Here is a 24890-nt window from a genome sequence, read left to right on the forward strand (position 1 = left end):
ACCGTCAGGAGGTGCGCCCATGGATGCCGTGATGGCCTTTGATTTAGGCACCACTCATCTCAAGTGGGTGGTGGTGGAAGAAGCGTCCGGTCTGCGGCTTTGGGAAGGGCGCGACAATGTGAGCGCCGTTCAGCGCGGACTGGCATCCGAGCAAGACCCGGACCACATTTGGCGGACCATCCAAACGGCGCTCAATGAGGCCAAAAACTACGGCCATATCGCCCGTGTGGCCTTTTCGTCAGCCATGCATAGCTTTGTGGTGGTTGATGCTGGCGGGCGTCCCCTGACTAAAAGCTGGACATGGATGGATAAACGCGGCCAGGATGCGGCCCGTCGGCTGCGCCGGCAGGGGGAGTCAGTTCGTTTGCACCACCTTTCCGGCGTTCCCCTGCATGCCATGTCGCCCTTGGTGAAATGGCTTTCCATCAAGGACTCTCTGCCGCCCCAAAGCCGTCCTGTGTCGTTGAAAGATTATATTGTGTACCAGATGACCGGACGCTGGGCGACAGACTACACCACCGCCTCGTCAAGCGGTTTTTTAGGTCTTGACAACCGCTGGCTTCCGGAGGCGCTGGCATTGGCTGCGTTAGATCCCGAACAGCTCCCGGCCCTTGTGTCCATGACGGAACGCATCGGTGATCGAAAGGGGCTCTTCGACGTTGTAGTCGGCGCTAGCGATGGCGCCACGGCGCACCTCCACCTAAATATTCCGTCTGATGGCACGGTAGGAGTGCTCGCGATGGGCACCAGCGGGGCGCTTCGCACCACCCAGCGCACGCCAGCCGACAATCCGGAACTCTTTAGCTACTCGCTGGGTCCCGGGGAGGGCTACCTGGTCGGGTCCGCATTCTCCAACGTAGGCAATCTATTGGCTTGGCTGGGACACACACTCGGAGGCAGCATTGAGCAGTTGATTGATGAAGGGCTGAACGCCCTCTATCAAGGCCGCCCCTTGCCGCTGGCGCTCCCTATTGGTTTGGAGAACGTTCGCCATGGTGGCGGGAAGACTTGGCGGGGGCGTGGTTGAATCTCACACCCGAACACGGCCGCCCGGAACTGGTCGCGTCGGTGCTCATGTCGATGGCGGCACAATATTGGCATGGGTTGGACGCGCTCAGGAATAGCGGCGCCCCCTTGCAGGAAATTCGCGGCGGATCCGGCTTGTTGGATATGCCTCCCATGGCGCAGTGGATGGCGGATGCGCTTGGCCAAGACATTGTCCTGCATGATGAACGCGATGCCTCGCTGTTAGGCGCAGTAGACCTGGCCCTGGGACATCAGGATACCACCCCGATTAAGGGCGGCGCCCGTTACCGAGCCAAAGAGGCCAGCCTTCACGCCCGCGTGGTAGAAACCTGGAGTGCCATTGCCGAACAAATCAACTCTCGCCTTTAAACCGATACACCTCAGGAAGGATGAAGATTGCCGCCAACAACCCGATTAAGGGAAAGATGGCGGTAAACAGGGTGGCTCCACCCTTGCCGATGGCGTCAAAAAACTTGGGGTACAGGAAAGTGCTCAAGAAACCGGGGATTTTGACCCAAATATAGGAAAAACCGCTGGCGGTCCCCCGATACCGGGCGGGTGCGACCATGGACGGAATTGTCATCACATTTTCCGCGTCCCAGTAGTGGCCCCACAGCATCACCGCTGCCGCAATCGGCAAGATAATCAATGCCTTGGCAAAGATGGCCACCGCGGCGCCAATCAACGCAACAAAGACAATGCCAAACCCATACATAGAGAGCTTGCGCTGGCCGATTTTGAGCACCAACGCCGGTCCCACCCAACCCGAAATGACCGCCACCAGATAGATGAGCAGGGTGATGAAGTCCGTGGTAGTAACGTCGGACACCCCTAACAATACAAATAGGACCGGCAGATAGAAGCCAAACGTCGAGAATTCACTGGACTGCATAAACCCCGCGATCCAGCCGAAGATGCTCGCCCGCCAACGCGTGCGGTCCTTTCTAATTTCCCGGAGAAATCCACCTAAGTGAACTTCCGGCACCTCGACATCCTCATCCGGCAACATGTCTAAATCATCCCCGTACATTTCCTCAGCAGTCCGCTTGGCCTCTTTAAAGCGTCCCTTCTGAATGAGCCAAATGACGGTTTCGGGCAATTCACGGCGGAGGAAGAAAAGGATGAGCGCCCAAACCCCGGAAAGCCCGAGGATAACGCGCCACATCGGTCCATAGGGAACGTGCAGCACCAGGAACAACAGCACCACCGCAATGGAAAAGACTTCGCCAACGGCGAACACGAACTGCCAGCGATTGCCCATGACGTCACGATGGCCCCGCTGCACCGATTCCATAATGTAGGTGTAGCCATTGGCAATATCCATGCCTAGGGGGATGCCCAAAATGAAGCGCAGCACCGTGAGAACGCCCATGTTGGGCGAAAAGGCTTGAGCAATACCGACCACAAAGAACATCAGCATCGTACCCAAAAACACGGTGCGCCGCCCTAACCGGTCGGTAAGCCACCCGCCCACCACGGCGCCAATGACGGCCCCGCCTTGTACGGCGGCACCCACCATGCCCAAAAGCCACGATGACGGGTGATAAATTTTCTCTAAGAAAATCAGCACAAACGAAATCGAATACAGGTCCCATGCTTCCACGAAAATGGAAGCGATCATAAGCCAGCCAATACGATTCCCGCGCGGACTATGCTTTTCAACCACGCTGTCAATTGCCTGGTTGATGAGTTTGGCGTCATAAGTTGCCATGGTGTCGTCCTCCGAAGTGTGACATTCCTGTTGTCTCCCAGAGTGTTCCCACTTTCGGAAAAAACTAGCGGGGTGTGACCGCGCCTTGAAGGACATCCGAAGGGTGTTGGACTAGATAGTCATGCGAAGGGATAAGGCGAGACTAAGCCTGAGGAACTTCGGGGCGAGATGGCCGTGTCAAGGATCGCGAAAAGCCCCTCGTCCCCGATTCTCAATCAGTCGTTGCGCGAAGGAACAGACAGATGAGCCAAGCTGCATTCTCCGGTACGCGCCCTCGCGTGCACCGTGCGAGCAGGACTACTGTCGGTTGACATATGGGACATCGCGTCGCGCAACGAGTCGCCTTGTTCCCTTACCGTACGTGCCAGCGAATTTATGTCCGTTACGGCCGCCTCGAGCTTCTTTTCCCCCCGAGCAATGGCAAGAAAACAAACTCGATCGCCTTCTAACCAAATGGCGTGAGGTTCCCAAATTTTAGCGCGGCTAGACGCGATATCCTGAGGACGACCGCTCATTAAGAAACGGAAATGGCCGGAATATCGCCCCGGTGAAGTCCAAAAATCTGTTCCAGGGACCCCATGGCTGCGGGATTAATACCCCTGAATGTCCCACAAGAATACGCTGTCACGAGAAGTTGTCGAGTGTTCCAAACGATGATAGATTGGGCGATCGGTCTCCGATCCCGAAATCCATGATTTGATGGGTGCGCTTGTTGATAGTGAACAAAATGACATGGCCCGTTGGCAACGGTTGTCCCGCGGGGACGCTCGCATTACGATCCTTGAAATATCCATGCAGCACGACGAGCCACACCGGGATCTGGGACCCGTCGACCCCACCGACCTCCGCTGCATGCATGGCAGCTCCCCGGGTTGTGTCGATCACCACGGCTCCCGCCGGCGTCGGGTCACCATTCTCCTTTGCTTGCTGTTCGGCAATCTTCACGACATACGTGGGTGGCGTATTTGTGATAGACGCAGCCCTCGTCGTCGTCGCGGCATATGCTCCGGAACCCAGGGCGACCGCGGCCGCAGCAGCTCCGAAAATCCCGTATTTGGTGCGGTTCATCTGTGCCCCTCCCAACCCAAACAGCCTGACTAGACTCTACGTCAACCATTACGTCATCGGAACGTCGTTCAAGTTTCAGACGCATCGTTGGAGCCTTCGACGATTGCTTTTGTGCTGGACGGTTGCGCGCCCGCACATTACCCCCCCCATCCCTCCGTTCCACACTATGGCTGATGGCGCAACAATCGGCCAAGGGCACGACGTTGGTTAATGGGTCCGCGCTCGGTTGCCTCATCGAGGCCTGGGCAACGATCGACAAGGCTGATCGGAGATTTTGCGGGTCAAAACGTCCGATGCCTGCATGGTTTCGCGCGCCTCAACCGAGGGACTATCTGAATCTGGTTGACGCCAGTCAAGAGCCACAGGTTCTGAAAAAGACTGACGGCACGGTAAGAGGAAAGCTTCCTAGTAGCGAATCAGCCGCTGCATCCTCCGCCACGCGTGGACCGCCGATGAGGATTTCCTTCAGAACTCCGTTGGGAGTCATGCCCAAGGCCTGGTAGAAGATGGGCACGTCCTACAACACCACAAATAAAAAACCCCGGCTTCCCGGGGTTCTGCTGTCTCAGGCCTCTTCCAGCATCTCGTCAGGAAAGTCAGCGTTGGAATACACCTTTTGAATGTCGTCGTGTTCCTCCAAGAGATCCAACAGTTCCATCAACTGTTCGGCCTCATGTCCCGCAATCGCCACGGTCGTTTTAGGCAGACGTACCAATTCGGCTTCCTCGACATGAATACCTTTTTCCTCGAACGCTTGGCGCACCTCGTCAAGTAGTTCCGGCGCCGTGAGCACCACCGACTCTCCCTCATCCTGGGATAGATCGTCGGCTCCTGCCTCGATGGCGATATCCAGCAATTCCTCTTCCCCGAGCGTGGTCTCGCCCAAAACCAGACGGCCCTTAGGTTCAAACATCCATGCCACGCAGCCCGTTTCACCCAACGACCCGCCGTGCCGCGAGAAGATGTGCCGTACCTCGCCCGCCGTGCGGTTGCGATTGTCGGTCAAAATCTCCATATAAACCGCCGTACCACCTGGACCGTAGCCTTCATAGACGGCCTCCTCATAGCTGACTCCCGCCTCCTGACCCGTGGCACGACGGATAGCCCGCTCGATGTTGGCAGCTGGCAGATTGTTGGCCTTAGCCTTGTCAATAGCAATGCGCAATTTGAAGTTGGTGTCCGGGTTCCCACCGCCCCGCTTGGCGGCTGCCATAATCTCTTTGGTCAGGCGCGAAAACACGTTGCCCTTGACAGCGTCAACCTTGGCCTTCTTGCGCTTAATATTGGCCCACTTTGAATGTCCCGACATGAGAGCCCCCCCTTTACAAAAATCGGCCGGTAATGGGCATACGGCGATGACGGCCGAACGCGCGCGGAGTTACGTTTATCCCCACCGACGCCAGCCGCCGCTCGCCCTCGTTCTGGCCCACCCGCTTCATGGCGCAGCGGACCACCTCCGCGTTTAAACCCATCCGTACTCACTGTCCCGGGGTCATATCATTTTCGATATACCCTTTCAGCATCTGATCCAATATATCATACGGCGGCAAGCTGTCCTCATCCTTCGGATCGGAACGCAAACCAGCGCTTTGGTCACCCGCGGACCGGAAATAGGGGTTACGGCCTAATCGTCAACCTATCGATGACCTTCACCACCGCGCCCGCATCCATGCGTATGCCCACAAGTCCGCTCCTCATGTCGACGACACATGCTCATAAAGCCAACCCGCCAAAGCCAAGCCGAGATGGCGAAGACTCGCGCCCCGGCCGTCCCCAAGATCAATCTCAATAATGCGACCGTCGGCCTCTTCAAGCGAAAGTCGGTCCGCCTCCACCTCCTCAACCTGCGCCCCACTGGCGCGCAGATATCGTGAGGCCCAGCCCCGCCATGGCTCGGGACCCCGGAGCACAACGGCAGTCTCAAACAGTCTAGCCTGCCCCTCAAAGCCAATTTCATCCACTAACATCTGCCGCGAATATTGCTCCAATACCTCATTGGACCATTCCATGCTGACACCTCCCGGGTGGAAAACCCACCGACCACTTGAGCCCCTGTCGCCCCTCCAAAAGATGCAGGCGACGAAGTTCAGGATCTTCGGGATTCTCCCGCCAACGCAAAAATAAGTCGAGCGCCTGGCCCGCCGTCGCTAGAGTGACGAATCCGACCACCCCCGCCTCAAAACAGCGGAGGCCCTCCGTCAGCGTTTCGCCGAATAGACAGGCAAGGCACGGCCCATCCGGGCTCATGAAGGCCGATTGACCCTCCCAGCGCACGGCGCTCGAAAAAATCCAGGGAATATGCATTCGACGGGCGGCGTCTTGAATGGCCAAACGAGCCGGCCAGTTGTCGCTGGCGTCAAAAATAATGTCGAGATCCGGCCAGTTGAATTGAGCATCAACGAAGCTATGGACGGCATGAAACGGCGCGCCAAGAACGGCGGCCAATGCCTCTGCCTTGTTATCCCCCAGTGTATCGGCAGTATACCAAGGCTGACGCGGCAAGTTCGAACGCTGGACGTGATCCCCATCGATAATCCAAACCCCGTCGAATCCCTCGGTCTCCTTCAACGCTTGGGCCAACGGGCTTCCGATGCCCCCGGCCCCCACAATCGCAGCCTTCATACCATCACCCGTTGGAAATCGCGCGCCGCTCTTGAAAACCGGCCAGTTCTCGCTGACTAGCCGCATCCCACAATTCCGCTTGATGCTGTAGATATTTTACGGCGTCACGAAACTCCTGATCCCAAAAACTGCCGCGCGGGTTTACCAACACGTGGGGGTAATGGGCAATGAGGGCGGCCAACCGCGGTCGCCGCTCCAGCCCCCGGCGCCAAAAACGCTCTGCTTCGCGGGTGCGGCCTAATTTAAAGAGAGTCAATCCGGCAGAATAGTAATCCTCAGGAATGTATTCCGCAGCTTCTAAAAACGCATGCACCGCCTCTTCCCACCGCTCGATGCGGTAGAGAACCTGCGCCAGCAGATCCAGGGCCCGCCCCTGCATGCCAGTCACGTCCCAAGCCACAATTTCCTCCAACGCCGGCTGCGCCAACGCCCACGCATGCTGTTCAATATAGGTTAAGGATAAGTAATAGAGCGCACGGAGGTAGGGACGCACCTGCTCATCATCCCATCCCGTGTGGCGCTTGGTGCGGGGCAAGTCGCGCTCCGCCTGAGCCGTCGCCAACTCGCACAACTCCCGAGCCTGGTCCGCATCGCCCGCTCTAAGATAGAGCGCCGCCATACCCGTCAACGCGTCGGCCTGAAAGGGGTCCATCTCCAAAGCCTTACGAAAGTGCTTTTCGGCGTCAGCCCAGTCCTGAACTTCGACGCTCGCCCAACCTTTTTGTCCTTCGTCCAGTGCCGACATCTAAAACCCCTCTACGAATTAATCTCTTGAACCCGGAAGTAACGGCGCTTGCCTACCTTGATCCACGACCCCGGCTTCAGATGCAATACTTGATTCATTTCCACCCGTTCGCCATCCACCACCACGGCGCCCTGCTGCAATAACCGCCGTGCTTCTTGACGGCTCGGCATATCAGGAAGCCCACCCACCAGATCCAAAGCCGCAATGGCGGCCAATGTGTCCTCATAGGGCAAAACGGGAGCGTCCTCGGGCACTTCTCGGTGTCGAAACGTACGATTGAAGCTTTCTTCCGCCTCGGCACCGGCCGCGTCCCCCCAAAAGCGGGAGACCAACCGTCGGGCCAACGCAGCCTTCAAATCGCGGGGGTTTTGCCCGGATTCCAAACGCGTTTTCAACGTCTCAGGCCGTTCGCCCAACAGCAACTGATACCAGCGTACCATGAGGTCATCGGGGATGGACATCACTTTGCCGAAAATCTCCCCGGGCGGCTCTTCGATCCCGACATAGTTGCCTATACTCTTGGACATCTTCCGCACTCCGTCGGTTCCTTCCAAAAGCGGCATGAAGATGCCGACCTCCGGCTCAAGACCGTACGCTTCTTGAATTTGGCGCGCCGTCAGGATGTTGAAGCGTTGATCGGTTCCCCCCAGCTCCACGTCCGCATTGAGCGCCACCGAATCATACGCCTGCATCAAGGGATACAACAGTTCGTGCAAATGGATAGGAAAATGGGAAGCAAATCGCTCATGAAAGTCGTCCCGCTCCAGAATGCGGGCCAAGGTCACGCGGCTCATCAGCTCGATTAACTGGACCAAATTCAGCGGGGCCAGCCATTCACTGTTGTAGCGAAGCTGCAGGCGGTCGGCGTCGAGGACCTTGCCTGCCTGTGCCACATACGTTTTGGCAAAGGCTTCCACGTCCTCCTGCGATAGTTGCCGGCGCGTTTCTGATCGCCCTGTCGGGTCCCCAATGCGACCTGTCATGTCGCCAATGAGAAAGACCACTTGATGGCCCAGCTCCTGGAATTGGCGAAGTTTTTCCAGCACCACGGTATGTCCCAAGTGAATATCTGGCGCGGTGGGATCCACCCCTAGCTTCACAATCAACGGCTTGCCGGTCGTTTTGGAACGGGCCAGCTTTTGTTCCAGTCCTTCGCGGCTGACCACGTCATCCGCCCCGTTGAGCAGCCATTCAACCTCGTTTTGAATATCCGACACGATGGTCCTCCCCTATTTACTGCCGAGAGTATAGCACAGCCCTTTTGGGATCAAAAAGTTTAGTCGGTCTCCTCGAGTTGTGCGACCGTGACTCCATCGCCGCCCTCGCCAGGACCTCCTAATCGGTAGGTGACGACCCGAGGGTCATGCTTCAACTGCTCCGAGACCACTCGCCGCAGCACGCCGGTGCCTTTGCCATGGATGATGCGCACAAAAGGCGCAGACGCCAATACCGCATCGTCCAAGTACTTATCCAGCGCCTCGGCGGCCTCCTCCCCGGTCATGCCGCGCAAATCCAACTCCAAGCCCATGCTCTCGCTTTTTGCACGGCCTAAGTCACGATGGTGGGCTTCCCGTTCTCGCGGCCGCGGGGCGGACGCCCCCCTCGATGCGCTCCAACTCATCGACGGCCAACTTCAATTTCAGCGATCCGACTTCGACCGTCGCCGTACGGCCTTTAAGCTCAACAATGGTACCCACGTCGGGAAAACCCGCCACGCGGACGCGGTCTCCCACCGCGTCGGGCGGCGTCCCAGCCTGAGCTTGCCGGCGCGCGATACTTCGAGGAAGCTTGGCGATGCCACGATACTGCTCGCGCAAGGCCTCCACGGCACGTGCCCGCTCTTTGCCCTCCTGCTGCCGCACCGCTTCCAACGCCTGATTGAATTTCTGGGTCATGTCATCCAGCTCGCGCCGCCAAGCCTTTTCGGCCCGTTCCCGATCCCGTTCCAAACGTTCGGTTAAAATCCGCTCTTTGTCGTCCAACGCCCGCTGACGAACATCCAAGTCGGCTTGGCGAGCCCGGAGTGCTTCGTCCTGCTCGCGCAGTGTCCTTTGCAGCTGGTTAATCTCCAAAATGGCATCCGATAAGGTCACAGCCTCCCGGTCCAAGAGAGATTCGGCGCGATCGACCAGTTCCGGCGGAAATCCTAACCGCCGGGCGATGTAGAATGCGTGGGAGCTGCCGGGCGATCCCAACACGAGGTGATAGGTTGGCGCCAAGGTTTCTCGGTCGAACTCCACCAAAGCGTTTTGAATCCGGGGATCTTTCAGGCCCAAAAGCTTCAGGCGGCTATAATGGGTGCTCGCAATAACCGGTGATTGCTTGTCCACCAAGTGCTGAATCATGGCCTCAGCCAAGGCCGCGCCTTCTTCTGGATCAGTTCCGGCCCCAATCTCATCAATGAGCGACAGCGTATCCGGTCCCGCTTGACGCATCATCGGCCCTAGGCGGACTAAATGACTAGAAAAGGTCGACAGATTTTGGCTTAGACTCTGTTCATCGCCAATGTCGGCAAATATTTGGCGATACAACGGAATACGCGTTCCCTCTTGCACGGGCGCCATAAACCCTGACAACGCCAGCAACACAATAATGCCCGTGGTCTTCAGCGCAACCGTTTTGCCCCCGGTATTGGGCCCGGTGATAATAATCGCCGGGCGCTCGCGCGACAGTTCCAACGAAATGGGGACCGGATTTTCTAAAAGGGGATGGCGCGCTTCCTGGATAACGAGGGTGTGACCTCCCAGTTCAGGGAGCGTGCCGTCGACCAGCCGGCCGTATTGGGCCGCCGCCATTTGCCGGTCGAACCAGGCCAGATGGTCATGAATGGCGCTGAGCGTCGGAGCCACCTGAGATGCCTTGGCGGTGAGCGCCGCCAGAATACGCTCAATTTCCCGCGCTTCGTCCTGGCGCAGGGTGGTCAGCCGATTTTGACGCTCCACAACGGCCAACGGTTCAACAAACACGGTTTGCCCACTGCCAGATTGATCATGCACGATGCCCGGCACCGAGTGTCGGAATTCGTTTCGCACCGGCACAACCCGCCGTCCAAAACGCACGGTGATGATGCCGTCTTGAAGATATCTGGACCATTCTGCGCTCCGCAGCACCCGCTCAAAGACATCATCAATCTCGCGCTCCAACTGCCGCATACGCCGGCGAATATCGGCCAGCTCCGGCGAGGCCTGATCACGGATCTGACCCTCCGCGTCAATCACCTGATTTAAGGATTCGATAAGGCCATGCGGTAGCACAGTCCCCCCAATCCGCTCGGCGATATGCGGAAAGCGCTCAACATCAGCCACCTCATCCAGCCGTTGGAAGACCGACAAGGTTTTCAAGAGCGCCACAAAGTCGGCCAGGGACAACACCCCGCCCTTGTTCATGCGCTCCACCATGTCGTCCAGCGGCTCAGCACCGTGCGCCGTCGGCAGTCCTGCGTCAATCCACACCAGGCATTCTCGGACGGCCGCTTGGATTTCAAACAACCACACCCTGTCCGACATCGGCCGGGACAGCAGCACCATTCTGCGGCCCATCCGGGTGCCAGCCAATTGAGCAATGCGCTCTAATACCGTGTCCCACTCCAACACAGCCAGGGTATCAGGCAATTCTAAGGTCATTCTGTCCCGCCTTCGCAAAGACACAGGCCGGACAATGCCGACCTGTGGTTCCGGTTCCTTCTATTATACCAGGTTCCCGCTGGCGATTTTACTTGGTGGCGTCCTTGACCTCGCGTTTGGAGCGCCATTGCTGCTGCATAGCCGATATCAGTTCCTGGTGCTGTTCTTGCAGCTCAAAGAACTCTTCGGCGATGTTGAGGGCGGTCAAGACAGCCAGGCGATTAAGGCTGACCCGGGGATTTTTGGAAGCCAATACCCGGATCCGGTTGTCCACATGATATGCCAGAGCTTTAACCACATCTTCCGGCAAGTCGCCGACCAGCGAGTAATCCTCCCCGTAGATGGTTACGGTGGTCCGAATCTGTTCACCCACAACATTCGCCCCTTCGTGTCAAGTTTTATACCAATTCTCGACAATGCGGGGAAAATCCTGCTGAAATTGGAAAATTATTGGCGGATTTTCACATCCAACGCTGCCAACTGCTCAAGAATTCGGCCCACCTCGTGGTCCACCTGCTCATCGGTCAACGTTTCCTGGTCGGATTGGAAGCGAAGGCGAACCGTTAACGAGGTGCCAAAATCACCGTGATATCGGTCAATGGGACGCATCGCCTGCAATACGCCAATGTTCAATTGATCAATCGCCTGTACCAACGCCTGATATGGTACCGCCTCAGGAATCACCAAGGACAAGTCGCGTTCCACTTCCGGGAATCGCGATGGCCTCCCCGGCTGTGACACCCGGCGGATGAGATTCGCATCCACCTGCATCACCAGCGCGCCTAGACGGCGCACCCGGTAGTGCTGCGCAATACGAGGCCTAAGCTCCCCCACCCAACCGATAGTCTTGCCCTCCACAACCAGAGCTTCCACCCGGCCCGGGTGAACATAGGCCGGAGGATTCGGCATGGCTTCACGGTGTCCTCCGAGACCGAGTCGGGAAAACAAGAAATCCGCGAGGCCGGTCAGATCGTAAATGGTCGCCTCCTCACGAGGGGGAAACGACGCGGCGGGCTCCAGGGATAACAGCACGCCCAATTCGCGCCCCTCCTGTATTTGCGCTGCCTCGCGGGCGAACACCGAACCCAGCTCAAAAATGCGAATGGCCAAGTCGTGTCGTGAGCGGTTATAGCGGGCCACCTCAAGCAGGCTCGGGAGAATGTGCTGGCGCAGAACGCTCTCCTCCTCCCGGAGGGGATTGGTGACGCGCACCGAGGCGGCCTCGCTCTCAGAAAATAGGGGTGCCCAGGCGGGATTGGCAAACGTCCGCGTCACCACCTCGTGGTACCCAGCGCTCGCCACCACATCGCGCATTTCTTCCTCAAACTGCACCGCAGCGCTTCGTCGGGCCAGACCCGTTACCCCGTAAGGAAGGCGCGGGGCGATGTTGTCCAGACCGTGGAAGCGCGCCACATCTTCGGCTAGATCATAGATGGACTCCACATCGTGCCGATATCGGGGCACCACCACCTGGGTATCAAGAAAGGCATACCCAAAGCCTTGGAGCGCCTGTCGCATCTTCTCATCGTCCCACTCAACGCCCAACAGCGCACGAATACGGGCCGGATTAAACGGAATGAGACGCTCCGTGGGGAGATCGCCCACCACCCCGCTGACCTGCACCTCAACCAAAACCCCCGCCTCGGCCAAAATTTGGGTAACCACGGCGGGCGCCTCGAAGACCGCCAGGGGATCGGTGCCGCGTCCAAAATGGACCGCCGCATCGGTCATCAGGCCATGTTTCTTGAAACTCTGGTAAATACCGGGGGCGCTGAAGTGGGCGCATTCCAACCAAATCTCCTCGGTGTCCGGCGCAACCCCGGAGTCTATCCCCCCCATGATGCCAGCCAGCGCCAAGGCCTTGTCTTGATCCGCAATCACGAGATCGCGGCTGTCCAGCGTGATGACCGCCCCATCCAAGAGCGTGAGGGATTCCTCCGGCTGAGCCAGGCGCACCCGAATGGGCCCGTTCACGCGCCGTTGATCAAAGGCATGCAGCGGTTCGCCTAAATCCCAGAGGACAAAATTGGTCACATCCACGGCCGGATGGATGATGCGATGTCCCATAGCCAAAAGCAGCGTCTGCAGCCAGAGCGGGGAGACCAACCCCGGTTTTATTTTCAACCCCACCAAACCGTACAGCGGACAGCGCTCCGGCGCTTCCACCACAGCCAGGGGATTGTCTTGGTAGGCAAAGGGGGCCACGGCGGGAGCGAGCGGTAGATGCCAAATGGCGCCCAGTTCCCGCGCCAAGTGGCGCACGCTTTGCAAATACTGGGCAATATTAGGCGTCAATTCAACCTCATATAGGGTATCGGGACCCCCAATGACCTGAAGGAATGTGGTGCCCAGTGGATCTGGACCATCCCAGACCCAAAGGTCGCCGCCCGCCGTCTGATATCCCAACTCCTCAGGCGAGAGAAGCATGCCCGGCGAATCAATGCCGCGCAAGGCCCGTACGCTCAACGTCCGCCCATCAGGCAAGGTAGTCCCAGGCGGTGCATACCACAGCCGCTCACCGGGAAATCCGTTGGAGGCACCGGTGACGATACGGGTGACCTCTCCCCGCCCTCGCCGGACGTCGACTAAAGATAGGTGGTCACTCTCCGGATGAGGCGTCCGAGCCACGACCTCCACCAATTCCACCATGGCAAAGTTTTCTCCCCAGGCTTTAGTGGCAGCAACTTCCACGCCGATTTGTTCCAGCCCCGCCACCACCTGGCGGGGTTCCGGAAGATTCGGCAAATGCCGCTTGAGCCAGCGGTGACTTACAATCATAGTCCGTGCCCTCCCCCACTTTGAAAGCGCTCCAAATACCGAAGGTCGTTTTGGTATAAAAGCCGCAAATCATCCAGTCCAAAGAGCCGCATGGCTACCCGCTCAATGCCCATCCCAAACGCGAAACCCGAGACTTGGTCCGGATCGTACCCACCATTTTTCAGGACGGTGGGATGGACAATGCCCGAGCCCAAAATCTCGACCCACCCGGTCCCCTTGCAAACCCGGCACCCGCCGCCGCCACAGGACGCACAGGTCACGTCCATTTCCACTGAGGGTTCGGTGAAAGGAAAATAGCTGGGGCGAAACCGCGTCCCCACCTCCTGTCCCACGAGTTCCCGCACCATCACCGTGAGCGTGCCGGTTAAATCGGCTAAACTAATGCCGCGATCCACCACCAAACCCTCAACCTGCTGAAACATGGGCACGTGGGTGGCATCGTCATCCCGGCGATAGGTGAAGCCGGGCGCCGCGACACGGATGGGTAAACGGCCCTCATACGCTTGCATGGTCCGAATTTGCACGGGTGAGGTATGCGTGCGCAGTACCAACCCCGGAACGTCCACGAAGAAGGAGTCCTGCATCTCCCGAGCGGGATGGCCCGACGGAATATTCAGCGCTTCGAAGTTGTACCATTCTGACTCCACTTGCGGACCATAGGCGAGAGAAAATCCTAGCCGCATGAGAACGTCCTCGATGCGTCGGCGCATCCGCGTTAAGGGGTGCAATAAACCAACCGTGGGAAGGCGTCCGGGAAGACTCAAATCCATTCGCTCTGAACGAAGTTGGCGCGCTTCCTCCTGTTCCTCCAGCCATTGTTCGCGTGCGGCCAAGGCATTGAGCACCTGCTCCCGCCAGCCGTTTAAGACCGCCCCGCGGGTCCGGCGGTCATCGGGCGACAGGGCACCCAACCCTTTCATCTCTTGGGTAATCCATCCCTTTTTACCCACAAAGCGTCCGCGCAGTTCCAAAATTTCCGCTTTGGACCCTGCCTGTTGAATGGAACTCAGTGCGCTATCTAAATCAAACGGTTCGGCCATCATATCCTCCCCCTAAACAACAAAAAACCGCCCCCTAAAGGGCGGGAAAACTCTCCCGTGGTACCACCTTCATTGATCCCGAACGCACACGCGTGGAATCCACTCGCACGAACGTAACGGGTTCGACCGGCCTGCCCTACTCCATGGTTCAAGCAAGCACTCCCCAGGGAATTCGATAGGAGGAGAAGGCGCAGCTTACAGTCGCGGATGCGCTCCCTGGGCAACTCCCGAATCTATCTACTAGTCTGGATCATCGCGTTGATAATGGGACTATACCATAGCAGGCGGTGCGAAGCCAATGCCCTTCTCCTGCCGCCGAAATGCCGCATGGAATAAAACGATGGCGCCTGCCATGGAGACGTTGAGAGACTCCGATGCCGGGGACATCGGAATGGTGACGACTTCAGTATCGCGATACCATGCAGGGTCAAGCCCGTTTCCTTCGTTGCCCAGCACCAGTGCCGTCGACCCCGTCCAATCGGCTTGGTGGTAGGGCAAGCCGCGGTCGACGGCGGTCGTGCGGATGGTGACACCCGCGGTCCGCAGAACGTCAGGCCAGCCCTCGTCCAAGGACACCACCGGCAACCGAAAGGCTGCGCCCGCAGAAGCCCGCAGACATTTTGGATTGAAGGCTTCCACCGTTCCGGAGGCGACCCCCAGGGCATGAGCACCGGCCGCCAGCGCTGCCCGCATCAGGGTGCCAAGATTGCCGGGGTCTTGAATCCCCAAAGCAATGGGAAAGAGCAAGGGCTGGGGACTCTTGTCCAACAAGTCGCCGAGCGTTACGGAGCGAGGAAGCGAGATGACCGCTAAAATACCCTGGGGAGTTTCAACCTGCGAGAGTTCCTCAAAGAGCCGGTCGGTCACGTAAAACAAAGAGGTGGAACGGGCTTGCAGGCGCGTTAACATCGCGCGCCCCTCGACCCGTTCCACCCATTTGGGACTGTAGACGACCAACTGCGGCTGAAACCCCGCAGCTAAGGCTTCCTCTAAAAGCCGCCCGCCCTCCACAACGGTGGCGTTGCTTTTGATCCGGGCTTGGCGGCTCGTGTTCAGCCGTTTGATGCGCCGGATCATTTTGTTGTCAGCTGAGTCGAGCGGTTGGATGACCATTTAGAGAGCCGCTTTCGCCTTGTCGACCAAAACGCGGAAGCTGTCCATGTCGCGAACTGCCAAATCAGCCAGCACTTTCCGGTCCAAGCCAATACCAGCCCGCTTCAAACCGTTCATTAAGCGGCTATAGGACATCCCGTTCATACGGGCAGCTGCATTAATGCGCGAAATCCAAAGACGCCGGAAGTCGCCCTTGCGCTTCCTGCGGTGCTGATATGCATACCACAGAGAGTGCATGACCGCCTCATTGGCGGGGCGAAAGTGCCGTGAGCGCGCTCCACGATACCCCTTCGCCAATTTAAGAATCTTTTTGTGGCGGCGGTGGCGCACCATGCCGTTTTTTACACGTGCCATTTGTTAAGCTCCCTCCGAAACCTGATGTTGACGCGAAAAGTTAGCCGTACGGCAAGAGCCGCTTGGTGCGATGCTGATCACTCTTGGACAAAAGCTCCGGATGGCGGAGACGACGACGGCGGCCCGCCGACTTGTGCTCCAACAAGTGGCTCTTGCCCGCTTTGTGGCGCTTCGGTTTGCCCGTGCCCGTCAAGCTGATGCGCTTGGCCGCACCCCGGTGACTCTTCATTTTCGGCATTGTTTACGCTCCTTTTTTCGGTGCCAAAATCATGATCATGGCTCGTCCTTCGACACGCGGCACACGTTCAACGGCACCCACGTCCGATACGAGCTCGGCCAACTTGGACAACGTCTGCTGAGCCAAGGGCGCATGAACAATCTCACGGCCACGGAAGACCATCGTGCACTTGACTTTGTCGCCTTCTTCAAGAAAGCGCCGGGCGTTTTTGACCTTGACGTCAAAGTCGTGATCCTCAATGGATGGCCGCATCTTCAGTTCTTTGACGCTAACAATCTTTTGCTTCTTGCGGGATTCGCGATCCCGTTTGGCCTGCTCGTATTTATACTTCCCATAATCCATCAAGCGGCAAACGGGAGGTCGGGCCGTCGGCGAAACCTCCACCAAATCTACGTGGCGATCTTGGGCCAGCTGCAACGCGTCTCGGGTCGACATCACGCCGAACTGCTCACCGCCGTCACCGACTACGCGAACCTCGCGCACTCGGATTTGCTCGTTAATCCGAAGATCCTTAATAATCGCGTCCCTCCTTGTCTCAAAACGGTTCGCCTCAGGAAACTACCTCAAAGCGAGGAAAGGACGGGTCTCGTCACCCGTCCAAACAGAAGATTTACCGGCTGGTGTCTTGTTTCCGCCTTGATCCTCTTCCAAATCCAACCCTTTTGGCCTGTGCCGCGGGGTGAGAAGTTGATACTTCTGCTTTGTTCGGAGTTCCTGACCATATTGTACTGAGTGGTGTAGGCGGCGTCAATGCTTGCCTTAGCTGGGAATTCGGGTTCTTTCACTAATCCCCGCCAGATAATCGGCCAGCGGTTGAGCGCCCAAGTCCCCCGCTTCGCGGGACCGAACTGACACCGTATTGGCTGCCTGGTCGCGGCCTCCCACCACCAACATCTCCGGAATCTTGGCCACCTGTGCCTCGCGAATCTTGTAGCCAATCTTCTGGTTGCGGCTGTCTACTTCCACCCGCACGCCCTGCTTCCTCAACTGGTCGGCAATAGCCTCGGCGTAAGCGTTCTGAGCGTCGGTAATGGGCAGCACCCGCACCTGTACGGGAGCCAACCACATGGGAAAGGATCCGCCATAGTGCTCCACCAAAATGCCGAGAAAGCGCTCAATGGAACCCATGATAGCGCGGTGAATCATCACCGGCCGCTTGGCTTGGCCGTCCTGATCGATATATTCCAGCTCAAACTTCTCAGGCAATTGGAAGTCCAACTGCACTGTCGCGCATTGCCACCGCCGGCCCAAGCTGTCTACGGCGTAAATATCCAGCTTGGGGCCATAGAAAGCCCCATCCTTGGGATTGATCTGGTATTTGAGGCCCCGTGCCTTCAACACCTCTTCCAGCTCTGCCTCGGCCCGCTCCCAAAGCGCCAATTCTCCCATGTAATCATCGGGCCGTGTAGACAATACCACCTCGTAAGGCATGTCGAAGGTGCGGTAGACGACGTCTACCAAGTCCAGTACACCGAACATCTCGTCTCGAATTTGGTCGGGCCGTACAAACAGGTGGGCATCGTCTTGATGAAATCCCCGCACCCGCATCAAGCCGTGTAACGTGCCCGAGCGCTCATAGCGGGACAGTGGACTATACTCCGCAAGCCGCCAAGGAAGGTCCCGGTACGAATGCATCTGGCCCTTATAGAGCAAGCAGTGGCCTGGGCAATTCATGGGCTTGACGCCCTGCAGCTCATCATCCCGGTCAATCAGAAATAGATTGTCGCGATAATGATCCCAATGGCCCGACCTCTCCCAGAGACCGACCCGGTAAATCCATGGCGTCGCCACCTCTTCATAGCCGCGCGCCGACTGCAGTTCGCGCGAAAAGTTTTCCAGCCGCTTGTAGAGGTCATGGCCTTTGGGATACCAGAAGACAAAGCCCGGGGCCTCCTCGCGAAAGGTGAAGAGCTCCAACTGCGGCCCCAGCTTCCGGTGATCGCGCAATTTAGCCTCCTCGATGCGAGCCAAGTGCTGCTCCAAACCCTCCGGGTCGGGAAACGAGGTGCCATAAATCCGAGTCATCATCGGGTTCTTTTCGTCTCCTCGCCAATAGGCGCCTGACACTTGGGTCAACTTCAATGCCCCGATGTGCCCGGTAGCGGGCAAATGAGGACCGGAACAAAGATCTACAAACTCCCCCTGACGATATGCAGAAATCACAGCGCCGTCGGGAATGCGCTCGATAATCTCTTCCTTAAAAGTTTCGCCCCGCTCGTGAAAGAGCTTGAGCGCCTCCTCGCGGGACAATTCTAACCGCTCAATGGGATAGTTTTCTTGAACGATTTGGCGCATGGTCTCTTCGATGCGCGGCAAATCCTTCTCGGCAAGCGGTTCCGGAAGCCAGATGTCATAGTAAAATCCGTCTTCCAGGGCCGGTCCGGTCCCCAATTTGGCCTCCGGCCAGAGCCTTTTGACCGCCTGGGCCAAAAGATGTGCGCTGGAGTGACGAAACACATGACGTCCGGCCGAATCCGCGAAAGTTAAGAACTGGACCTGCCCGCCGTCATGCAGCGGCCGGCTAAGATCCACCGTTTGTCCGTTGACCCAAACAGCCAGTGCGTCTTTCGGCACCTCCGCCAAATCGGCCGCCCGCATGCCCGGTTCCCCTTCCACGGGATGGCCCTCCACTTCAAAATGCAACGCTGCCATGAGATACCCTCCTTAAACTAAAAAAGCCCCGGCTCTCGGGGGGACGGCCATGGCCGCGGTTCCACCACCCTTGAACAGAGGTTCCACTTGATGCGCGATATCGGACGCTCCGCCGACTTAGCTCTTAGGGGTTGCCGGAACTCCGAGGTGGTCTAACAGAAAAGAGCCTGAATCGGCTTTCAGCCGATGACCGATTCTCTCTCGAGGATTCTCTGCTATCGTCCTCATCATCGTTTCACTATGGATATTGACATTATTCTAGAAACTTCGCCGGTCCGTGTCAATCTCTCGGCTGTAGCAACGCGCACATCCATGGCAAAAAAGCACATTGCCCTCAAAGACCTGCTTTAGTGTTTCGCGGCCCTCGGCATGCAGCTGCCCACGGTGAATGGTAATCCGGGCGGGCGCCAACGTGACCAATGCGCTGATCAGTACATCGTCCAAAGCCCCTTCCTCGTGGTCCACGCCCTCCAGCATGTCGGTCACCAAATCCTCACCAATTCGTGTGCCCGACCCATCCTCAAAGAAAAACCGGTTGTCGCGAAATCGAACGTGAATCCACTCCTTGGAGTGGCCGGCAACCTGAACCAATTGACGCAGCAGACGGACAAACTCCTGATATTCTTGCTCCATGAGAAAAATATCCACCGCGTGATCGATGGCCTCTTCGAATTCCACCCGAATGTCCGGAAGGAGAAAGGTGCGAATGCCCTCGACTACCACCGTAGAGCTCGATTCTAAATAGCTGAATATCAGTGTGGCGGCCAAATCCAGACGCCCGACATCTTGCTCTCGATCGCTATGGAGAAGACTTAACACGTCCTTGACAATCTGACGGTGTTCGTCGGGGTCAAAGCTGTGGTAGCGCCGCGCGAGCAATTCGTCGAGCCAATCTCGCTCATGATATATGAGCAAGTACTGAGCTAGCGCCCTGGCCATCGGCCATGCATGACGAATGCGCTCCTCGCCCGAGTCGCTTAGCGTATAGGCGACATGCTGACCCTGTCGAGATTCCGTCCATTGACCGGCAATGCTTCGCGCCAAGAATTCGCCCAGCCCTTCGCCTAGGACGGGGTGATTGCTAGTCACAACCCAGTGGGACACGCTCTCGCCTGCCTTCCCTGCCATGTCTATCCACGATAGTATATGCAGTTTGGGCAGGGCTATTCGACGGCTAGACAACGCGGACTGAAGGGGCGCAAAATAAAAGATGGTGGGCGGTACAGGACTCGAACCTGTGAACCTCTCGCATGTCAAGCGAGCGCTCTAACCAACTGAGCTAACCACCCAAACCTTGGAGGCGACGCCCGGATTCGAACCGGGGCATAGGGGTTTTGCAGACCCCTGCCTTACCACTTGGCTACGTCGCCGGGATGATAAGGCGAAAAATTGGAGCGGAAGACGGGATTTGAACCCGCGACCCTCGCCTTGGCAAGGCGATGCTCTACCACTGAGCTACTTCCGCGACGACGAAACACAGTATAGCATGGATGCCATCTTCGGTCAAGGCATTCGACAAGGCCCGTGCTGGCCTGCACCAATCGTCGCGTCAGGCTTTAAAAAACTACCAGTAGATTTGGTTACCGCTGCTCAAGAATTTGCTTGATAAGCGCGAGAGCTTTTTTCAGTCTTTCTTCCTCGTCCCACGTCGCATCGGGCGCGGCTCCTCGACGGGCCATCCACGCCGCCGTCACTGCGACGATAAGCGCTTGGCGGCGCATCCCAAGGGTCGAGCGCTCTGGCGGCGATGCTTGGTGATGCATCATATCCTGCTTTCGAACCAGCACCACGGTTGCGATAAGGCCCACCGCCACAAAGAGCGTAGCCAACCATACGGTGTCGCGGGTGCTCACCAAAAATGCATGGCGGGCAATGGCCGCAATCTGAGGAAAAATGGCCTGATGGGTGTATTGCGGGCCGGCGGACTTTAACCCCAGACTGCCCGCGATGGGGCCGGCCGCCTTGATGCCGTGCATGATGGCCGTTTTGACCGATGCCGGCGCGTGGGGAATGGTTAGCGCCACCATCGATTGATGAACCGTATGGTTGTAACGGTTGGCTAAGAAGGCCGCTAACGCGGCGATGCCGAACGCCATCCCGGTTTGCCGAGCCACGTTGCTGGTACCGGATGCCATCCCGATCTGACGCGGTTTTACCGTCCCCATTGCTAGGGCGGAGATGGGTGGATTCACCAAACCATTGCCAACGCCGATGAGAATCAGTCCAGGGAGCAGCATCGTCCAATCGGCCGCCACCGTGGCATGCCCCAACCGAGTCAAAAACAGGGTGCCTCCCGTCATAAAGGCCATGCCTAGCGCCAACACCCATTTTGCGCCAATCCGATCGGTGAATCGTCCAGCCAATGGCGCCCCGATCAGGACCAGAGCCGAAAGCGGCAAGAAGCGCACCCCCGCGCCGAGGGCTGAAAAGCCCAAATAGTTCTGCATGTAGATGCTGAGATAGTACAACAGCGCATAGACGCCAGCGCTCACCGTAAACGCGGCGATGGCGGAACCCGTAAAACTAGGGATTTTGAAAAGACGCGGATCCAGCATGGGATGGCGAATGCGCAGCTCCCCCACCACAAACGCGACTAAACTGACGCCCCCCGCAATGAAGAGCACCAGAATGTAAGTGGAGCCCCAACCCTTGTCATTTCCCCGCATGAGAGCCAATACCAGGCAAAAGAGCGCAATCGTCAGCGACACCAGCCCGTAAAGATCGATCGAACCGGGATGATGCTCGTCCTTAGACTCATGGATGGCCCATAACCCCAGCAAAATTCCGATGATACCGGTCGGGACATTAAGATAAAAAATCGATGGCCATCCGACTTTACTCACCAACACACCGCCCAAAAGCGGTCCTAAGGCTGTTGCCAGCCCCGCCACACCGCCCCAAATGCCAAAGGCGGTGCCGCGTTCGCGACCATGAAACGTCGCCGTAATTAGCGACAGGGATAGGGGCAGCATGGCCGATCCGCCGACTCCCTGAATTCCCCGAGAAATGTTGAGCACATCGGCCCCACTCAGCGACCCCACATGAATATGCGGGGACAACGCACACAGCAGTGAGCCCAGAGTGAATACGCCCATCCCCACGCCAAAAATCTTTTTTCTCCCAAAAATGTCGCCCAACCGGCTGGAGGTCACCAGCAAGACCGCCACCACCAGCGCGTAGGCATTCACGATCCATTCCAAGCTGGTATAGGACTCGTGAAGCCCCTTTTGAATGGCGGGCAGCGCCACATTCACCACGGTGACATCCAAGAGCGCCATGAAAAGTCCGAAGGCAATGGCGCCGAGCGCCCACCAGCGGCGGGGGTCTTCTTGAATCGACGGGGTCATTGGCGTGTCTCCTCTCGCAATAAGGCGTTTTCCACCCATTCAAGGCGGGCCATATAGGCGGTTGTCTCGTAGTCGATGGCCTGCAGAATGTCGGGCCTCTCCTGATCGGCGATATGCATCTCCTGCTCGACACGGGCTCGCGTCATGGCCAGGGCGTCCAGCACAAGATCCAACCAAGCTTTGTATTGGGATAAAATGGTCTGGCAAAGTTTAGCCGGCATCAGATGAAACTTACTGAGCTTTATGCGAAAGATGTCTTCGGTCTCCGCATTGTGCTCCAAGGGCCGCTCCATTAATCGAAGAAACTGTTCCCGTCCTCGATCGGTAATCGCATAGACTTTCTTCGGGCGTCCCGATTGAGGTCCGGAGCTCTCCTCTGCCAGAGCAATGAGCCCCTCCTGCTCCAACTTCTGCAACACCGGATAAAGCGTCCCCCAGCTCACCGTCCGCATTGGTCCTAACACATTGAGCAAAATCTGATGCAGCAAGTACCCGTGCATGGGACCATCCGACAACTCGCCTAAGATGAAGAGTTCGTACATCATTCTCGCCTCGGATGAAATATATCCGTATGATATATCAGTTCAAAACATAGATCAAAAAACCCCCGCAGGGCGGGGGGAGGATGGTCGCAGCTAAGCATCGTAGTCGTAAAACCCGTGCTTGGTCTTCCGGCCCAAGCGCCCAGCCCGCACGAGCCGCCTGAGTACCAACGGGGCCGCAAAGCGGTCGTCGTGAAACTCATTAAACATATAGTCCATAACATGCAAATCGACATCCAGGCCGGTGAGATCCGCTAAGGTTAATGGGCCCATAGGATGGTTGAGACCCAGCTTAACGGCCTTGTCGATATCCTCTTTGCTGGCGATTCCTTCCTCATATATCCGCATCGCCTCAATAAAGAGCGGCATGAGAACCCGATTGACGACAAAACCGGGAGTATCCTTTTCCACCACAACCGTTTCCTTGCCAATGGTCGAGGCAAACGCGCGCGCCTCTTCCACAGCACCGTCGCTGGTCGCTTCGCCGCGTACAATTTCAATCAGCTTCATGACCGGCGCGGGATTAAAGAAGTGCAGACCCAGTACCTGTTCCGGGCGACGTGTGGTGGCCGCGATTTCTGTAATCGACAACGATGAGGTATTTGTCGCCATCAGCGCGTCAGCTGGCAAAAGCTCATCCAATTTTTGAAACACCGCTTTTTTGACATCCATGATTTCCAGCACCGCTTCGATGGCCAGGGATGCTTCAGATACCGCATCCCACTCGGCGGCCACAAGACGGCCCAACACGGCGTCCTTCTCCTCCGCGGTGAGGCCTCCTTTTTCCACCTCGCGCGTAAGCCGCTTGGCAATCGTCTGTTGCGCTCGTTCTACCGCGCCTGGCTGGGCATCCAACATCAGCACCCGATATCCGTGCAAAGCCGAGACATGACTAATGCCGCTTCCCATGGTGCCCGCCCCAATGACGGCTATGGTCTTGTCCATTCCTCCGCCTCCTTAGAATCCCATGATATGAAAACCACTATCGACATAGAGCACATGCCCGGTAATCCGCTCAGACCACGGTGATGCCAAAAACACGGCCGCATTGCCGACGTCCTCGGTTGTTATGTTCTCGGCGATGGGTGCACGCTCCACGGTACTGTGCAGCGCGGAGGAAATGCCCTTCACGCCCGCCGCCGCCAGGGTTTTGATCGGGCCCGCGGAAATCGCGTTGACGCGGATCCCCTCGCGACCCAAATCGAAGGCTAGGTACCGCACCGAGGATTCCAACGCCGCTTTAGCAACCCCCATGACATTGTAGTTGGGCATGACGCGAATCGAGCCTTGATAGGTCATCGCCATGACACTCGCCCGGCCCGCATTCTTAAGTGGTTCGTAGAGTGCCCGTACCAAGGCCGTGAGCGAATAGGCGCTTATGTCTTGCGCAAGGTGATATCCTTCTCGACTGGTTTCGAGGAATCGTCCGGAAAGATCTTCGCCTTTCGCAAAGGCGACCGAATGCACCAGCACATCGAGAGCATCCGTCACATCCCCAATCCGCTCGGCCAACGCCGTTAGCGACCCATCGTCAGACACATCCAACGGCGCTACCAGTATGGGAGCATTGGACAAGTCCCCCACCAGCTTGTCCAGATTTTCCTTCAGACGATCATTTTGATAGGTGAGAATGAGTCGTGCACCCTCGCGATCAAACGCCCGCGCGATCCCCCAGGCGATGCTGCGCTTGTTAGCAATCCCCGTAACCAGGGCGGTTTTTCCCTCCAAGAGCCCCATTGCGATCTCCCCCTCCACATCATCAACCCCGTATCCTTCGTGATATGTTGGAGGAAATCCTGTCTTTTCGCAAGTTCCGGAACGGGAATGGTTGATGTGGGCGCGCAATCGGCGAACCAACCACAGCGCCACTGGCGGTGGCCCCAAAACGGGTGAAAAGAGGCGGCGCCCTTCCCTTTTCCGTCGCAGAATGGCCCCTCGGCATAATAACCATGCCCCTAGCAGCTTGTGTGCGTAGTCGGTCCGCGATGCCGTCGCTCCGCATGTAGAGTAGCCCGTTAACTCGACCCTCAG

At 57.6% G+C, this 24890-nt stretch carries 24 protein-coding genes, 3 tRNA genes and 1 other annotated feature; of the genes, 2 read left to right on the forward strand and 25 right to left on the reverse strand.

The genetic code is table 11. The features are described 5' to 3' along the window. Positions 1-19: 19 nt before the first annotated feature. Together HIJ39_RS08320 and HIJ39_RS08325 are read left to right on the forward strand one after the other, a co-directional pair. On the forward strand, positions 20-1027 hold the full coding sequence (locus HIJ39_RS08320; protein WP_169098590.1) for an FGGY family carbohydrate kinase: 1008 nt from the start codon (positions 20-22) through the stop codon (positions 1025-1027). Beyond that, positions 1009-1395: an FGGY-family carbohydrate kinase gene (locus tag HIJ39_RS08325; RefSeq protein ID WP_169098637.1), complete on the forward strand. Its 387-nt coding sequence runs from the start codon at positions 1009-1011 to the stop codon at positions 1393-1395. Before HIJ39_RS08320 ends, HIJ39_RS08325 begins: the two co-directional genes overlap by 19 nt. Here HIJ39_RS08325 and HIJ39_RS08330 read toward each other — a convergent pair. From HIJ39_RS08330 to HIJ39_RS08450, 25 genes are all read right to left on the reverse strand, one after another. Further along, on the reverse strand, positions 1379-2737 hold the full coding sequence (locus HIJ39_RS08330; RefSeq protein ID WP_169098592.1) for an MFS transporter: 1359 nt from the start codon (positions 2735-2737) through the stop codon (positions 1379-1381). The genes HIJ39_RS08325 and HIJ39_RS08330 overlap by 17 nt on opposite strands. A gap of 624 nt (positions 2738-3361) precedes the next feature. Next, positions 3362-3805, reverse strand: coding sequence for a hypothetical protein (locus HIJ39_RS08335; protein ID WP_169098594.1), 444 nt, complete (start codon positions 3803-3805; stop codon positions 3362-3364). A gap of 565 nt (positions 3806-4370) precedes the next feature. After that, on the reverse strand, positions 4371-5114 hold the full coding sequence (locus tag HIJ39_RS08340) for a YebC/PmpR family DNA-binding transcriptional regulator (protein WP_169098596.1): 744 nt from the start codon (positions 5112-5114) through the stop codon (positions 4371-4373). 385 nt (positions 5115-5499) lie between these two features. Next, a complete protein-coding gene (locus HIJ39_RS08345) occupies positions 5500-5814 on the reverse strand; it encodes a hypothetical protein (RefSeq protein WP_169098598.1) in 315 nt (104 codons plus the stop codon). After that, on the reverse strand, positions 5798-6427 hold the full coding sequence (locus tag HIJ39_RS08350) for a HesA/MoeB/ThiF family protein (protein ID WP_169098600.1): 630 nt from the start codon (positions 6425-6427) through the stop codon (positions 5798-5800). Before HIJ39_RS08350 ends, HIJ39_RS08345 begins: the two co-directional genes overlap by 17 nt. Positions 6428-6431: 4 nt before the next feature. Continuing rightward, positions 6432-7172 carry a tetratricopeptide repeat protein gene (locus HIJ39_RS08355; RefSeq protein ID WP_169098602.1) on the reverse strand — a complete coding sequence of 247 codons (741 nt, stop codon included), beginning with the start codon at positions 7170-7172 and terminating at the stop codon, positions 6432-6434. Between the two features lie 11 nt (positions 7173-7183). After that, positions 7184-8389, reverse strand: a complete 1206-nt coding sequence (gene tyrS, locus HIJ39_RS08360) for a tyrosine--tRNA ligase (RefSeq protein WP_169098604.1) — start codon at positions 8387-8389, stop codon at positions 7184-7186. A 59-nt stretch (positions 8390-8448) separates the two neighbouring features. Further along, positions 8449-8700 carry a Smr/MutS family protein gene (locus HIJ39_RS08365; protein ID WP_243239450.1) on the reverse strand — a complete coding sequence of 84 codons (252 nt, stop codon included), beginning with the start codon at positions 8698-8700 and terminating at the stop codon, positions 8449-8451. Between the two features lie 25 nt (positions 8701-8725). After that, on the reverse strand, positions 8726-10795 hold the full coding sequence (locus HIJ39_RS08370) for an endonuclease MutS2 (protein WP_169098608.1): 2070 nt from the start codon (positions 10793-10795) through the stop codon (positions 8726-8728). Positions 10796-10883: 88 nt separating this feature from the next. After that, positions 10884-11168, reverse strand: a complete 285-nt coding sequence (locus tag HIJ39_RS08375; protein ID WP_169098610.1) for a cell division protein ZapA — start codon at positions 11166-11168, stop codon at positions 10884-10886. A 74-nt stretch (positions 11169-11242) separates the two neighbouring features. Beyond that, positions 11243-13573, reverse strand: coding sequence for a phenylalanine--tRNA ligase subunit beta (gene pheT, locus HIJ39_RS08380; protein ID WP_169098612.1), 2331 nt, complete (start codon positions 13571-13573; stop codon positions 11243-11245). Then, positions 13570-14616, reverse strand: coding sequence for a phenylalanine--tRNA ligase subunit alpha (pheS, locus tag HIJ39_RS08385; protein WP_207711550.1), 1047 nt, complete (start codon positions 14614-14616; stop codon positions 13570-13572). The genes pheT and pheS overlap by 4 nt, the downstream gene beginning before the upstream one ends. 31 nt (positions 14617-14647) lie before the next feature. After that, positions 14648-14876, reverse strand: a binding site (T-box leader). Positions 14877-14883: 7 nt separating this feature from the next. Next, positions 14884-15726: a TrmH family RNA methyltransferase gene (locus HIJ39_RS08390; RefSeq protein WP_169098614.1), complete on the reverse strand. Its 843-nt coding sequence runs from the start codon at positions 15724-15726 to the stop codon at positions 14884-14886. Beyond that, positions 15727-16080, reverse strand: coding sequence for a 50S ribosomal protein L20 (gene rplT / locus HIJ39_RS08395; protein ID WP_169098616.1), 354 nt, complete (start codon positions 16078-16080; stop codon positions 15727-15729). Positions 16081-16120: 40 nt separating this feature from the next. Then, a complete protein-coding gene (rpmI, locus tag HIJ39_RS08400) occupies positions 16121-16318 on the reverse strand; it encodes a 50S ribosomal protein L35 (protein WP_169098618.1) in 198 nt (65 codons plus the stop codon). Positions 16319-16321: 3 nt separating this feature from the next. Then, positions 16322-16834, reverse strand: a complete 513-nt coding sequence (infC, locus tag HIJ39_RS08405) for a translation initiation factor IF-3 (protein ID WP_338055116.1) — start codon at positions 16832-16834, stop codon at positions 16322-16324. A 243-nt stretch (positions 16835-17077) separates the two neighbouring features. Continuing rightward, positions 17078-18970 (reverse strand): threonine--tRNA ligase, encoded by a 1893-nt coding sequence (gene thrS, locus HIJ39_RS08410; protein ID WP_169098620.1) that lies wholly within the window; start codon positions 18968-18970, stop codon positions 17078-17080. A gap of 258 nt (positions 18971-19228) precedes the next feature. Then, positions 19229-20074, reverse strand: coding sequence for a sporulation protein YtxC (gene ytxC / locus HIJ39_RS08415; RefSeq protein WP_169098622.1), 846 nt, complete (start codon positions 20072-20074; stop codon positions 19229-19231). Positions 20075-20181: 107 nt separating this feature from the next. Then, positions 20182-20259: transfer RNA gene (locus HIJ39_RS08420), tRNA-Val, on the reverse strand. Between the two features lie 6 nt (positions 20260-20265). Then, positions 20266-20340 (reverse strand) — tRNA-Cys (locus tag HIJ39_RS08425). 20 nt (positions 20341-20360) lie between these two features. Beyond that, positions 20361-20435 (reverse strand) — tRNA-Gly (locus tag HIJ39_RS08430). Between the two features lie 115 nt (positions 20436-20550). Next, complete coding sequence (locus HIJ39_RS08435; RefSeq protein WP_169098624.1) at positions 20551-22317, reverse strand: MFS transporter; 1767 nt, start codon at positions 22315-22317, stop codon at positions 20551-20553. Then, positions 22314-22862, reverse strand: a complete 549-nt coding sequence (locus tag HIJ39_RS08440; RefSeq protein WP_169098625.1) for a PadR family transcriptional regulator — start codon at positions 22860-22862, stop codon at positions 22314-22316. The genes HIJ39_RS08435 and HIJ39_RS08440 overlap by 4 nt, the downstream gene beginning before the upstream one ends. A 90-nt stretch (positions 22863-22952) precedes the next feature. Then, a complete protein-coding gene (locus tag HIJ39_RS08445) occupies positions 22953-23804 on the reverse strand; it encodes a 3-hydroxyacyl-CoA dehydrogenase family protein (RefSeq protein ID WP_169098627.1) in 852 nt (283 codons plus the stop codon). Positions 23805-23816: 12 nt separating this feature from the next. Continuing rightward, positions 23817-24596: an enoyl-ACP reductase FabI gene (locus HIJ39_RS08450; RefSeq protein WP_169098629.1), complete on the reverse strand. Its 780-nt coding sequence runs from the start codon at positions 24594-24596 to the stop codon at positions 23817-23819. Positions 24597-24890: the final 294 nt, after the last annotated feature.

Origin of the sequence: Sulfobacillus harzensis, from assembly GCF_012933365.1 — a bacterium.
Classification (GTDB): Bacteria; Bacillota; Sulfobacillia; order Sulfobacillales; family Sulfobacillaceae; genus Sulfobacillus_B; species Sulfobacillus_B harzensis.